Origin of the sequence: Streptomyces spinoverrucosus (genome assembly GCF_006539505.1) — a bacterium.
Lineage (GTDB): Bacteria > Actinomycetota > Actinomycetes > Streptomycetales > Streptomycetaceae > Streptomyces > Streptomyces spinoverrucosus.
In genome coordinates this window covers 39052-53023 of record NZ_BJND01000007.1, presented here as the reverse complement: position 1 = coordinate 53023, position 13972 = coordinate 39052, and the positions used below count along the sequence as shown (strand labels likewise).

At 71.3% G+C, this 13972-nt stretch carries 10 protein-coding genes; all 10 read left to right on the top strand.

Annotated features, from left to right (window positions below):
* Positions 1-12 precede the first annotated feature (12 nt).
* The 10 genes from SSP24_RS04685 to SSP24_RS04640 all read left to right on the top strand — a co-directional run bounded on the left by SSP24_RS04685 (position 13) and on the right by SSP24_RS04640 (position 13942).
* Entirely contained in the window at positions 13-1011 is a 999-nt protein-coding gene (locus tag SSP24_RS04685) for a sugar phosphate isomerase/epimerase family protein (RefSeq protein ID WP_141307490.1), read from the top strand.
* 166 nt (positions 1012-1177) lie between these two features.
* Positions 1178-4900, top strand: a complete 3723-nt coding sequence (locus tag SSP24_RS04680; protein ID WP_141307489.1) for a ThuA domain-containing protein — start codon at positions 1178-1180, stop codon at positions 4898-4900.
* A gap of 86 nt (positions 4901-4986) precedes the next feature.
* On the top strand, positions 4987-6273 hold the full coding sequence (locus tag SSP24_RS04675) for an inositol-3-phosphate synthase (RefSeq protein ID WP_229864770.1): 1287 nt from the start codon (positions 4987-4989) through the stop codon (positions 6271-6273).
* Complete coding sequence (locus SSP24_RS04670) at positions 6270-7424, top strand: SCO3242 family prenyltransferase (protein WP_141307488.1); 1155 nt, start codon at positions 6270-6272, stop codon at positions 7422-7424. Before SSP24_RS04675 ends, SSP24_RS04670 begins: the two co-directional genes overlap by 4 nt.
* Positions 7421-8395 carry a sugar phosphate isomerase/epimerase family protein gene (locus SSP24_RS04665; protein ID WP_141307487.1) on the top strand — a complete coding sequence of 325 codons (975 nt, stop codon included), beginning with the start codon at positions 7421-7423 and terminating at the stop codon, positions 8393-8395. The genes SSP24_RS04670 and SSP24_RS04665 overlap by 4 nt, the downstream gene beginning before the upstream one ends.
* On the top strand, positions 8392-9207 hold the full coding sequence (locus SSP24_RS04660) for an EboA domain-containing protein (protein WP_174864592.1): 816 nt from the start codon (positions 8392-8394) through the stop codon (positions 9205-9207). Before SSP24_RS04665 ends, SSP24_RS04660 begins: the two co-directional genes overlap by 4 nt.
* On the top strand, positions 9207-10055 hold the full coding sequence (locus SSP24_RS04655; RefSeq protein ID WP_141307486.1) for a TatD family hydrolase: 849 nt from the start codon (positions 9207-9209) through the stop codon (positions 10053-10055). Before SSP24_RS04660 ends, SSP24_RS04655 begins: the two co-directional genes overlap by 1 nt.
* Positions 10056-10058: 3 nt before the next feature.
* Entirely contained in the window at positions 10059-11228 is a 1170-nt protein-coding gene (eboE, locus tag SSP24_RS04650) for a metabolite traffic protein EboE (protein ID WP_141307485.1), read from the top strand.
* Complete coding sequence (locus tag SSP24_RS04645; protein ID WP_141307484.1) at positions 11225-12619, top strand: alkaline phosphatase family protein; 1395 nt, start codon at positions 11225-11227, stop codon at positions 12617-12619. Before eboE ends, SSP24_RS04645 begins: the two co-directional genes overlap by 4 nt.
* 114 nt (positions 12620-12733) lie before the next feature.
* Entirely contained in the window at positions 12734-13942 is a 1209-nt protein-coding gene (locus SSP24_RS04640) for a sugar phosphate isomerase/epimerase family protein (protein WP_141307483.1), read from the top strand.
* Positions 13943-13972 lie beyond the last annotated feature (30 nt).

Below are 13972 nucleotides of genomic sequence, written 5' to 3'. Positions count from 1 at the left end.
GAGGCTTTGGCAATGCCCCGCACCTTCACGCTCTTCACCGGCCAGTGGGCCGACCTCCCCCTCGAAGAGGTCTGCCGCCTGGCCCGCGACTTCGGCTACGACGGACTCGAACTCGCCTGCTGGGGCGACCACTTCGAGGTCGACAAGGCGCTGAACGATCCCTCCTACATCGAGTCGCGGCGCCAGCTCCTCGACAAGTACGGCCTGAAGTGCTGGGCCATCTCCAACCACCTGGTCGGCCAGGCCGTCTGCGACGCCATCATCGACGAACGGCACCAGGCCATCCTCCCGGCGAGGATCTGGGGCGACGGGGACGCGGAAGGCGTACGACAGCGCGCCGCCGCCGAGATCAAGGACACCGCACGCGCCGCGGCCGCCTTCGGCGTCGACACCGTCATCGGCTTCACCGGCTCCGCCATCTGGCACCTGGTCGCGATGTTCCCGCCCGCCCCCGAGTCGATGATCGAGCGCGGCTACGAGGACTTCGCCGAGCGCTGGAACCCGATCCTGGACGTCTTCGACGCCGAGGGCGTGCGGTTCGCGCACGAGGTGCATCCCAGTGAGATCGCCTACGACTACTGGACCACCCAGCGCACGCTGGAGGCGGTCGACCACCGTCCCGCCTTCGGGCTGAACTTCGACCCGTCGCACTTCGTGTGGCAGGACCTCGACCCGGTCGGTTTCCTGTGGGACTTCCGCGACCGCATCTACCACGTCGACTGCAAGGAGGCCCGCAAACGCCTCGACGGCCGCAACGGCCGCCTCGGCTCCCACCTGCCCTGGGGCGACCCGCGGCGCGGCTGGGACTTCGTCTCCGCCGGGCACGGCGACGTGCCCTGGGAGGACGTCTTCCGGATGCTGCGCTCCATCGACTACCAGGGCCCCATCTCCGTCGAGTGGGAGGACGCCGGCATGGACCGGCTCCAGGGCGCCCCCGAGGCCCTGACTCGCCTGAAGGCCTTCGACTTCGAGCCGCCCAGCGCGTCCTTCGACGCCGCGTTCAACCACTGAACCACGCACTCGGCTATCAGGTCGGACGGGGGCCGGAACAACCGCCGGTCCCCACCGTCCCTGAAGTGTTCAGGACACACACCTCCGGGGTGACGGCGCACCCCGGCGCCCGCACCGCACGTCTTCGCACCCATCCCGTACGGCCACCCGTTCCCGGAGGGACTTCGTGCACAGAACCAGACTCAGCAGCACCCGCACCCCGAAACGCCCCAGGCTTCGCACAAGCCTCGCCCTGTTCACCGGCCTGCTCCTGGCCGTGGGCACCCCGGCGACCGTCGCCGGCGCCCACCCCGGCCACCCGGAACACGACGAACCGGCCGCCGCCGAGGGGCAGTTCCAACAGGTGCCGCTCGCCAAGGGCGAGCCCGAGACGGGCGAGCCGATGTCGCTCGCCGTGCTCCCGGACCGCAGCGTCCTGCACACCTCGCGCGACGGCACGCTGCGCCTCACCGACCAGGGCGGCGTCACCAAGATCGCCGGCAAGATCCCCGTCTACAGCCACGACGAGGAGGGCCTGCAGGGCGTCGGCATCGACCCGGACTTCAAGAACAACCGGGCGATCTACCTCTACTACGCCCCGCCGCTCGACACCCCCGCGGGCGACGCCCCGGAGACCGGCACCGCCGAGGACTTCAAGAAGTTCGACGGCGTCAACCGCCTCTCCCGCTTCGTTCTGAACCCCAACGGCACGCTGGACATGGCCAGCGAGAAGAAGGTCCTGGACGTCGCGGCCTCCCGCGGCATCTGCTGCCACGTCGGCGGCGACATCGACTTCGACGCGGACGGCAACCTCTACCTGTCGACCGGCGACGACACCAACCCCTTCGCCTCCGACGGCTACACGCCGATCGACGACCGCGAGGGCCGCAGTCCCGCCTTCGACGCCCGCCGCAGCTCCGCCAACACCAACGACCTGCGCGGCAAGATCCTCCGTATCAAGGTCGCCGAGGACGGCTCGTACACCATCCCGGAGGGCAACCTCTTCGCCCCGGGCACCGAGAAGACCCGTCCGGAGATCTACGCGATGGGCTTCCGCAACCCGTTCCGGATGAGCGTCGACGACAAGACCGGCATCGTGTACGTCGGCGACTACGGCCCCGACGCCGGCGCCGCCGATCCCAACCGGGGTCCGGCAGGCCAGGTCGAGTTCGCCAAGGTCACCGAGCCCGCCAACTTCGGCTGGCCGTTCTGCACCGGGAACAACGACGCCTACGTCGACTACGACTTCGCCACCGGCACCTCCGGTGAGAAGTTCGACTGCGCCGCCCCGAAGAACACCTCGCCGTACAACACGGGCCTGGTCGACCTGCCGCCCGCGCAGGCCGCCTGGATCCCCTACGACGGCGGTTCCGTACCCGAGTTCGGCAGCGGCTCGGAGTCCCCGATGGCCGGGCCCGTCTACCGCTACGACCCCGACCTCGACTCCAAGGTGAAGTTCCCCGAGTCGTACGACGGCGACTTCTTCGCAGGTGAGTTCGGCCGCCGCTGGATCAAGCGGATCGAGCAGAACGAGGACGGCTCAGTCGCGAAGATCAACGACTTCCCGTGGACCGGCACCCAGATCATGGACATGGAGTTCGGCCCCGACGGCGCGCTCTACGTCCTCGACTACGGCGTCTCCTGGTTCCAGGGCGACGAGAACTCCGCGCTCTACCGGATCGAGAACGCCGAGGACGGCTTCTCCCCGATCGCCGAGGTGAGCGCCGACAAGACGTCCGGCGCGGCCGGTCTTAAGGTCGCCTTCACCGGCTCCGCCAAGGACGCCGACTCGCCCGACCTCACCTACAGCTGGGACTTCGGCGACGGCACCAAGGGAGAGGGCCTCAACCCCACCCACAAGTACAAGAAGATCGGCACCTACACCGCGACCTTCACCGCGAAGGACCCCGAGGGCAACACCGGCAACGCCAGCGTCCGGATCGTGGTCGGCAACACCGAGCCCAAGGTGAGGATCGACGTGCCGGGCAACGGCACCTTGGCCGCCTTCGGCGAACCCGTCCCGTTCAAGGTGACCGTCACCGACCCCGAGGAGACCATCGACTGCTCCAAGGTCAAGGTCGTCTACAGCCTCGGCCACGACTCCCACGCCCACGAGCTGACCAGCGAGATGGGCTGCGAGGGCACCCTGAAGCCGCCCGCCGGAGACGGCGGCCACGACCCCAACGCCAACATCTACGGCGTCGTCGGCGCCAGCTACACCGACGGCGGGGCGAACGGCCAGGAGGCCCTGACCGGCACCGCCCGCACCGTGCTCCAGCCGCTGCACCGCCAGGCCGAGCACTTCACCACCCAGTCGGGTGTGTCGACCATCGACAAGACCGGCGCCAACGGTGGCAAGACCGTCGGCAACATCCACGACGGCGACTGGATCTCCTTCAGCCCCTACCGGTTCGACGGGCAGAAGAAGATGACCGTGCGGGCCTCCTCCGGCGGCTCGGGCGGCTTCATCGAACTGCGCACCGGCTCGCCCGACGGGCCACTGCACGGCTCGGCCTACATCCCGCCGACCGGCAGCTGGGAGACCTTCCAGAACGTCGACGTGCCGCTGCGAGCCCTGCCCAAGCGCACCACGGAGATCTACCTGGTCTTCAAGGGCGGCGAGGGCGCGCTGTACGACGTGGACGACTTCGAGTTCTCCAAGGAGCCGTTCAAGGGCGGCAAGCGGGTCCTGGTCTTCTCCAAGACCGCCGGTTTCCGGCACGACTCCATACCGGCCGGCATCGCAGCCCTGAAGGAGCTCGGCGCCCCGGCCGGCATCACGGTCGACGCGACCGAGGAGGCGAAGCAGTTCACCACGACCAACCTCGCCAAGTACGACGCGGTCGCCTTCCTGTCCACCACCGGTGACGTGCTCAACGCCGATCAGCAGAAGGCGTTCGAGGACTACATCGCGGGCGGCGGCGGTTACATGGGCATCCACGCCGCCGCCGACACCGAGTACGACTGGGAGTTCTACGGCGGCCTCGTCGGCGCCTACTTCGACTCGCACCCGGCCATCCAGAAGGCCACCGTCCGCGTCGAGGACCACGACCACCCGTCGACGTCGCACCTCGGCGACGCATGGGAGCGCACCGACGAGTGGTACAACTACCGCACCAACCCGCGTGAGCAGGCCAAGGTCCTCGCCACCCTGGACGAGACGACCTACCAGGGCGGCACCATGAAGGGCGACCACCCGATCGCCTGGTGCCAGAACTACGGCGGCGGCCGGTCCTTCTACACCGGTCTCGGCCACACCAAGGAGTCCTACACCGAGGAGGCCCTCCGGGCCCATCTGCTCGGCGGCCTCCAGTACGCCACCGGCCAGGTGAAGGCCGACTGCAAGCCGAGCGAGGGCTACCGGAAGATCTTCAACGGCCAGACCCTGGACGGCTGGAAGCAGGCCGGCCCCGGCACGTTCAACGTCAAGGACGGCACCCTGGAGTCCGAGGGCGGCATGGGTCTGCTCTGGTACCAGGCCAAGGAGCTGAAGTCGTACTCCCTGAAGCTCGACTGGAAGATGCAGGGCGACGACAACTCCGGGATCTTCGTGGGCTTCCCGGCCTCCGACGACCCCTGGTCAGCGGTGAACAAGGGCTACGAGATCCAGATCGACGCCACGGACGCGCCCGACCGCACCACGGGCTCCGTCTACTCGTTCAAGTCGGCGAACATCAAGGCCCGTGACCAGGTCCTGCGGCCGCCCGGCCAGTGGAACTCCTACGAGATCAAGGTCCAGGGCGAACGCCTCCAGGTGTTCCTCAACGGAGTCAAGATCAACGACTTCACCAACAAGGACCCCCAGCGGAGCCTGACCGACGGCTACATCGGCCTGCAGAACCACGGCGCCGAGGACCAGGTCTCCTTCCGCAACATCCAGTTGAAGGAACTGCCCGTCAAGGGCGACTGAACGGCGGCGGGCGGGGGACGCCGGACCCCCGCCCGCCGTCTCCCTCCCTCCCCTCCGGGGGTTCGTGCACGACAAGGAGGCTGCCCATGTCCGCGTCCCTCTCCCGACCGCGTGTGGGGGTGTGGCTGATCGGCGCCCGAGGCTCCGTCGCCACCACCGTCGTCACAGGGTGCGCCGCCGTCACCGCGGGACTGCACCCACCGACCGGCATGGTGACCGAGACCCCGGCGTTCACCGACAGCTGCCTGCCCGCGCTGTCCGACCTCGTCTTCGGCGGCCATGACACCGTCGACTGCCCCCTGCCCAAACGCGCCGAGGCCCTGACCGCCGGCGGAGTCCTCCCGCCGGGCGTGGCCGCCGCCGTCGCCGCCGAACTCGCCGCCGCCGACCGGGAGATCAGGCCCGGCGGCCCCACCCCGGGGGACACCAGGAGCGAGGCCGAACTGATCACCGCCTTCGCCGACGACATACGCGACTTCGTGCACCGCCACGAACTGGAGCGGGCCGTCGTGGTGAACGTCGCCTCCACCGAACCCGCGTCCCAGGGGCCCGACGCCCCGCTACCCGCCAGCACCCTGTACGCGCTGGCGGCCCTGCGCGCGGGCTGCCCCTACGTCAACTTCACCCCGTCCGAGGGCATGCACCACCCCGTCGCCGCCCGCGAGGCCGAGCGGAGCGGACTGCCGTACGCAGGCCGGGACGGCAAGACCGGACAGACGTTGCTGCGGGCCGTGCTGGGCCCGATGTTCGCGCAGCGGGCGCTGAACGTACGGGCCTGGTCCGGAACCAACCTGCTCGGCGGCGGCGACGGCGCGGCCCTCGCCGACCCGGCCGCCGCAGCGGCGAAGAACGCCGGCAAGGAACGCGTCCTCGCCGACACCCTTGGCACCGTTCCCGAGGGCGAGGTCCACATCGACGACGTGCCCGCGCTCGGCGACTGGAAGACCGCCTGGGATCACATCGCCTTCGACGGCTTCCTCGGCACCCGCATGATCCTCCAGACCATCTGGCAGGGCTGCGACTCGGCCCTCGCGGCACCCCTGGTCCTGGACCTGGCCCGCCTGACCGCCCGGTCCCACGAGGCCGGCCTGTCCGGTCCGCTCGGCGAGCTGGGCTTCTACTTCAAGGACCCGGTGGGGGACGGACCGGCGGGCCTGGCCGAGCAGTACGCCGCGCTTTGCCGGCTGGCGGAACGGCTCGGAGGTGCGGCTGCCTCCGCCGACCTCGGCACGGGTGCCGGTGCGGTGGCGGGCGGCGCCGGTGCGAAGACGGCTGGTGCCGGTGCGGATGCGGTCGCCGGGGCGGATACGTCCGCGCAGTCGGCCCAGGGCGACGTACCCCAGGGCGAGGCACGCCAGGGAGAGCGGCCATGAGCCGTAGCCGCGCCTGGGCCGAACTCCTGCGGCTTCCCGCGCTGTTCACCGTCCCCGGCGACGCCCTGAGCGGTGCCGTCGCCACGGGTGCCCGCCCCAACCCGCGGACCTTCCTCGCCATCGGCTCCTCCCTGTGTCTCTACGAGGCCGGTATGGCCCTCAACGACTGGGCGGACCGGGAGGAGGACGCCGCCGAGCGTCCTGAGCGGCCCCTGCCCTCCGGGCGGATCCGGCCGTCTTCCGCCCTCACGGCGGCCTGCGCTCTCACCGCAGCCGGGCTGGCCCTCGCGGCCCGCGCCGGCCGCCCGGCCCTGGCCGTGGCCACGCCCCTCGCGGCCACGGTCTGGGCGTACGACCTCGCACTGAAGCACACCCCCGCCGGCCCCCTGGCCATGGCCGCCGCCCGCGGCCTCGACCACCTCCTCGGCGCCGCCGCCACCACCGGCCGTCCGCAGGAGGCGCTGCCCTCCGCCGCCCTCCTCGGCACCCACACGCTCGCGGTGACGGCGGTCTCCCGCCGGGAGACCCAGGGCGGCTCGGCCCTGGCACCACTGGCCGCCCTCACCGCGACGGCCGCCCTCACCCGGCTCGTGACACGCGGCACGCGGGGCACGCGGGACGCCACGTCGACCGGAACCGGAACCGGTACCGGGATCGGCACCGGTGTCGGGTCGGGCAGCAGGACCGGCGCCGGCGTCGGGTCCGGCATCAGGATCGGCTCCGGCATGAGGGTCGGCTCCGGCATCAGGATCGGCATCGGCACGAGGACCGGCGCCGGCGTCGAGTCCGGCACCGGCATCAGGACCGGAACCGGCACCAGGCCCGGCACCGGCGTCGGGTCCGGCACCGCCACCGGCATCGGCACCGGGCGCCGAAGGTCCGGGCACGACCGCGCACGCGTCACCCTCGACGCCGCCCTACGCACCGCCCTCGCGACCACCTACGCCGCGACGGCAGGCCGTCCCTACACCCACGCCGCCCTCAACCCCTCACCTCCCCTCACCCAACGAGCCGTCGGCGGCGGCATCCGCGCGACCATCCCCCTCCAGGCCGCGCTCGCCGCCCGCGCGGGAGCCGGCGTCACCGCCCTCGCCATCGCGGCGCTCGCCCCGATCGGCCGGAAGTACGCGAGGAAGGTGAGCATCACGTGAGCCCCCAGCCCAACCCGGCACCGGACCTCGGTGAACCGGCCTCGCCGCACCGCTCCCTCCGTTTCGGCTACGGCACCAACGGCCTCGCCGACCTCCGGCTCGACGACGCCCTCGCCCTGCTCGCCGACCTCGGCTACGACGGCGTCGGTCTGACCCTCGACCACATGCACCTCGACCCCCTCGCCCCGGACCTGTCCGCCCGCACCCGCCGAGTCGCCCAGCGCCTCAGCGCGCTGGGGCTGACGGCCACCGTGGAGACGGGCGCCCGCTATGTGCTCGACCCGCGCCGCAAACACGGCCCCTCCCTCCTGGACCCGGACCCCGGCGACCGCGCCCGCCGCGTCGACCTGCTGCTCCGGGCCGTCCGTGTCGCCGCCGACCTCGGCGCCCACGCCGTGCACTGCTTCAGCGGCACCCTCCCGCCCGGCGCGGACGAGGACACGGCGTGGAAACGCCTGGCCGACAGCCTCACTCCCGTCCTGGACGCCGGGACCGCCGCCGGTGTCCCACTCGCCGTCGAACCCGAGCCCGGCCACCTCCTCGCCACCCTTGCCGACTTCCACCGTCTGCGCCGCACCCTCGGCGACCCCGAACTCCTCGGTCTCACCCTCGACATCGGCCACTGCCAGTGCCTCGAACCCCTCTCTCCCGCCGACTGCGTACGCGCCGCCGCGCCCTGGCTGCGCCACGTCCAGATCGAGGACATGCGGCGCGGCGTCCATGAACACCTCCCGTTCGGCGAGGGAGAGATCGACTTCCCGCCCGTCCTGGCGGCCCTCGCCGCCACCGGCTACCAGGGCCTGACCGTCGTCGAACTGCCCCGCCACTCCCACGCGGGCCCTCACTGCGCCGCACTCTCCCTCCCGTTCCTCCGCACCGCCGCGTCACCCAACGGGCCGGTCCCACCACCGACTCCGCCCGTCGCACCCCTCGGCGAGCCCTCCGCCACCCCTGAAGGGAGCACCTCGTGAAGCACCCCCACGCCACCCCGGCGACCCCGGCGGCGAGAACCGACGACACGACGACGCCCACCGAGGCGGACGACAACACGACGGTCACGAACGCGGCCACGGACAGGCACAGCCCCACCACGTCAGTCACCGATGCCGACAGAACCACCGAGCTCCCCAACCCTGGCCACACCCCCCTCACATCCCTCCACGCCCACCTCAACACCCACCTCCCCGGAGCCGTCCGCGCCTGGCTCGACCAGGCCCTCGCCGAGGCCGCCGCCCACCCCGGCGCGCACGGCCCCATCTCCGTATGGGAGCTGCGCATCGCCGAGGCGGGCCGCCGCTGCGGGGACGAGTACGCCGACGCCGCCCGCGTGCTGATCCTCCATGCCGCCGGCGCCGACCCGGCCGCGCTCAGCCGTGTCTACCGGCAGGGCACCGCCGCCGAGCGCCGGGCCGTCCTGCACGCCCTGCCCCACCTCGTGCCCGGCCCGGACGTCCTCCCGCTGATCGAGGACGCCCTGCGCACCAACGACACCCGGCTCCTCGCCGCCGCCGTCGGCCCGTACGCCGCCCGCCACCTCGACGCGCACAACTGGCGGCACGCCGTACTGAAGTGCCTGTTCACCGGCGTCCCCGTCGACAACGTGGCCGAGCTGGAGCGGCGCGCCCGCGCCGATGCCGAACTCGCCCGCATGCTCGGCGACTACGCCGCCGAACGCACCGCCGCGGGCCGTCCCGTACCGCAGGACCTGTCCCGCGTCCTGGCCCTGACCGACGCCGCACCAGCACCGCACGGATCGGACACCCCCCACGGCAAGGAGTCCTGATGCGCATCTTCGACCCCCACATCCATATGACGTCCAGGACCACCGACGACTACGAGGCCATGCACGCCGCCGGTGTCCGCGCCGTGGTCGAGCCCTCCTTCTGGCTCGGTCAGCCCCGCACCTCGCCCGCGACCTTCCTCGACTACTTCGACTCCCTCCTCGGCTGGGAACCCTTCCGCGCCGCCCAGTACGGCATCGCCCACCACTGCACAATCGCCCTGAACCCCAAGGAGGCGAACGACCCGCGCTGCCGTCCCGTCCTCGACGAACTGCCCCGGTATCTCGTCAAGGACCAAGTCGTCGCCGTCGGCGAGATCGGCTACGACTCGATGACCGCCGCTGAGGACACCGCCCTCGCCGCCCAGCTCCAGCTCGCCGCCGACCACGAGCTGCCCGCCCTCGTGCACACTCCCCACCGCGACAAGCTGGCCGGCCTGCGCCGCACCCTCGACCTCGTGCGGGAGTCCGCCCTGCCGCCGGACCGCGTCCTGCTCGACCACCTCAACGAGACCACCGTCAAGGAAGCCAAGGACAGCGGCTGCTGGCTGGGCTTCTCCGTCTATCCGGACACCAAGATGGACGAGGACCGGATGGTCGCGATCCTGCACACCTACGGGACCGAGCAGGTGCTGGTGAACTCCGCCGCCGACTGGGGACGCAGCGACCCCCTGAAGACTCGCAAGGTCGCCGATCTGATGCTCGCCGAAGGCTTCACCGAGGACGACGTCGACCAGGTCCTGTGGCGCAACCCCGTCGCCTTCTACGGGCTCAGCGGACGACTGAACCTCGACATAGCCGCGACCGAGGCCACCCACGAAGGCAACTCCATCCTCCGCGGCGGGGAGTGAGCCATGCGCTTCCGCCATCCCGACGGCTCCACGGTGCACCTCGCCTACTGCACCAACGTCCACCCCGCCGAAACCCTGGACGGTGTCCTCGCCCAGCTCCGCGACCACTGCGAACCTGTCCGCCGCCGCCTCGGCCGCGACCGGCTCGGCATCGGCCTGTGGCTCGCCAAGGACGCCGCCCACGCCCTCGTCACCGACCCGTCCGCGCTGCGCACCCTGCGCACCGAACTCGACCGGCGCGGCCTCGAAGTCGTCACCCTCAACGGCTTCCCCTATGAGGGCTTCGGTGCCGAAGAGGTCAAGTACCGCGTGTACAAGCCGGACTGGGCCGACCCCGAACGCCTCGATCACACCACCGCCCTGGCCCGTGTCCTCGCCGGGCTGCTCCCCGACGATGTCACCGAGGGCAGCGTCTCCACCCTGCCGCTCGCCTGGCGCACCGCCCAGGACAGCCGGCGGGCCGACGCCGCCCACACCGCCCTGCGCACCCTCGGCGAACGGCTCGACGCCCTCCAGGAACTGACCGGCCGCTCCATCCGCGTCGGCCTGGAACCCGAACCCGGTTGCGTCATCGAGACCACCGGCGACGCCATCGCCCCGCTGACCGCGATCGCCCACGACCGCATCGGCATCTGCGTCGACACCTGCCACCTCGCCACCTCCTTCGAAGACCCGCACGCCGCCCTGGACGGCCTCACCCAGGCCGGCGTCCCCGTCGTCAAATCCCAGCTCTCCGCCGCACTGCACGCCGAACACCCCCGTCTCCCCGAAGTCCGCGACGCCCTCGCCGCCTTCGACGAACCCCGCTTCCTGCACCAGACCCGCACCGCCACCGCCGCGGGCCTGCGCGGCACCGACGACCTCGGCGCAGCCCTCCGGGACGACGCCCTGCCCGACGCCTCGCCCTGGCGCGCCCACTTCCACGTCCCGCTGCACGCGGCCCCTGCCGCGCCCCTCACCTCCACGCTCGCCGTACTGAAGACGGCCCTCGCCCGCCTCGTCGGCGGAGCCGGCCCGCTCACTCACCACCTGGAGGTCGAGACCTACACCTGGCAGGCCCTCCCACCGGAGCTGCGGCCCCGCGCCCGCACCCAGCTCACGGACGGCATCGCGGCCGAACTCACCCTTGCCCGCGACCTGCTGACAGACCTCGGCCTGAAGGAGCTGCCGTGAACGCCCCCGCCACCGCGCGCCCCACTCCACTCCTCGTCCTCGACGTCGTGGGCCTCACCCCCCGTCTCCTCGACCACATGCCGCACCTGAAGACCCTCGCCCAGTCCGGCTCCCACGCCCCACTGGGCACCGTCCTGCCCGCCGTCACCTGCGCCGCCCAGTCCACGTTCCTGACCGGCACCATGCCCTCCGAGCACGGGATCGTCGGCAACGGCTGGTACTTCCGTGAACTCGGCGACGTCCTGCTGTGGCGCCAGCACAACGGCCTGGTCGCCGGCGACAAACTCTGGGACGCCGCCCGCCGCGCCCACCCCGGCTACACGGTCGCCAATATCTGCTGGTGGTACGCCATGGGCGCCGACACCGACATCACTGTCACCCCCCGTCCGATCTACTACGCCGACGGCCGCAAGGAACCCGACTGCTACACCCGCCCGCCGGACCTCCACGACGAACTCACCGAAGAATTCGGCACCTTCCCGCTGTTCCACTTCTGGGGCCCCGGTGCGGACCTCGTCTCCAGCCAGTGGATCATCGCCGCGACCCGCCACATCCTGCGCACCCGGCACCCCGACCTGACCCTCTGCTACCTCCCTCACCTCGACTACGACCTGCAACGCTTCGGCCCCGACGACCCGCGCTCCCTGAAGGCCGCCGCCGACCTGGACGCGGCCGTGGCCCCGCTGCTGGCCGACGCCCGCGCGGAGGGCCGTACCGTCGTCGTGCTCTCCGAGTACGGCATCACCCGCGTGAACCGGCCCGTCGACATCAACCGCGCACTGCGCCGCGTCGGCCTGCTTGAGGTGCACACGCAGGACGGCATGGAGTACCTCGACCCGATGGCGTCCCGGGCCTTCGCCGTCGCCGACCACCAGATCGCCCACGTCTACGTGCGCCGCCCCGAGGACCTCGACGCGACCCGCGCCGCGCTCGACGGACTCCCCGGGATCGAGCAACTCCTCGACGACGAGGGCAAGAAGGTCCACCATCTCGACCATCCACGGGCCGGCGAGCTCGTCGCCGTCGCGGAGCCGGACGCCTGGTTCACGTACTACTACTGGCTCGACGACGCCCGCGCGCCCGACTTCGCGCAGCTCGTCGAGATCCACCGCAAACCCGGCTACGACCCGGTCGAACTCTTCATGGATCCCCTCGACCCCTACGTCAAGGTCAAGGCGGCCACGGCACTGGCCCGCAAGAAACTCGGCATGCGCTACCGCATGGCGGTCGTGCCGCTGGATCCCTCACCTATTCGCGGCAGCCACGGCCGCCTTCCTGTGAGCGACGACGACGGTCCGCTCCTCATCTGCTCCACCCCCCGCGCAGTCGACGGCCGTGTGGCGGCCACCGACGTGAAGTCACTGCTGCTCCAACTGGCCGGTCTCGGCTGACGCACCAGCTCCTACAGGCGCCGAGATCCAGCTACTGAGAGTGAAACACACGGCACTGACAACGGCCGGTCCCGGCCGCACCGGAACCGGCCACGACAAAGAAGGCAGACACTCGTGACCCTGTATTCCGACCCCTCCCGCACCGAGACCGCCGCCTCCGCCGCCCCGGACGAGGGACTGCGCCGCAGCCTCGGCGTGGCCCGGCGCCGCTTCCTCAGCACCTGTACTGCCGTGGCGGCCGGAGCCGTCGCTGCGCCCGTCTTCGGCGCCGGCCCAGCCCTGGCCCAGGACCGTGACAGAGACCACGGCCACGGACACGGCCACGGCCACGGCCACGGCGGGCATGTTCTCGTCCCGCCGCACAAGCGCGGCATCATCCTCTACACCGTCCGTGACGCCACCGGCCGCGACCCCCTCTCCACCGACCTGCCCTCCGGCTTCCGCGAGGTGTTCAAGCAGCTGGCCCGGCACGGCTACCGCCAGGTGGAGTTCGCGGGTTACCGCCAGCACGCGAACGCACCCGGCGGCGCCGACCTGGGAACCGTCGCGGGCGCCAAGCTGCTGCGCTGCTGGCTCGACGACTACGGCCTGCGCGCCCAGGGCAACCACGGCTTCATCCCGCCGTCCTGGCCGCTGACCACGGCGGACCTGGACACCTTCAAGAAGCAGCTTGAGATCGCCAACATCATCGGCATGGACCACATGGGCACCGGCGGTGACCCCACCGGCAGCTCCTACCGTGCGGACTGGGACGTGGCCGCCGACAAGTGGAATGCCCTCGGCGAGATCGCCCGTCGCGAGGGCATCAAGCTCTACACCCACAACCACGACGGGGCCTACGGCTTCCTGCTCGACGGCGGCCCGCTGGACGACCAGGGCCGACCGACCCGCAGCTCGGGCATCCGGAAGCTGGAGTACTTCCTGAAGGTCACCGACCCGAGGGTCGTCTGGCTGGAGATGGACATCTTCTGGGCGCACGTCGCCCAGTACAAGTTCCACACGTACACGGCCCACGACGGCTCGACCCGCAGGAACGTTTTCGACCCGGCCGGCCTGGTCGCCCGCAACAACAAGCGCTACCCGCTGTTCCACGCCAAGGACGGCGTCGTCAGCACCACGAACGGCATGGGCTACGAGATGGTGCCCTTCGGGACCGGAGTCATCGACTACACAACGTTCTTCTCCCGGGTCGGGGAGCGGAACTACCACAACCCGATGGTCGAGGACGACAACTCCCCGAGCGCCACCGACCCCGCGCAGTCGCTGCGCGAGGCCAAGATCAGCTACGACAACATGGCGGCCCTGCGCAAGCGGCGCCACTGATCCGGACGACGGACCGGGCGGCCCCTTCCC

Coding starts and splice junctions, on each gene's coding strand:
- SSP24_RS04675 (WP_229864770.1), top strand. CDS start 4,987: ATGTCCGCGTCCCTCTCCCGACCGCGTGTGGGGGTGTGGCTGATCGGC.
- SSP24_RS04685 (WP_141307490.1), top strand. CDS start 13: ATGCCCCGCACCTTCACGCTCTTCACCGGCCAGTGGGCCGACCTCCCC.
- eboE (WP_141307485.1), top strand. CDS start 10,059: ATGCGCTTCCGCCATCCCGACGGCTCCACGGTGCACCTCGCCTACTGC.
- SSP24_RS04655 (WP_141307486.1), top strand. CDS start 9,207: ATGCGCATCTTCGACCCCCACATCCATATGACGTCCAGGACCACCGAC.
- SSP24_RS04670 (WP_141307488.1), top strand. CDS start 6,270: ATGAGCCGTAGCCGCGCCTGGGCCGAACTCCTGCGGCTTCCCGCGCTG.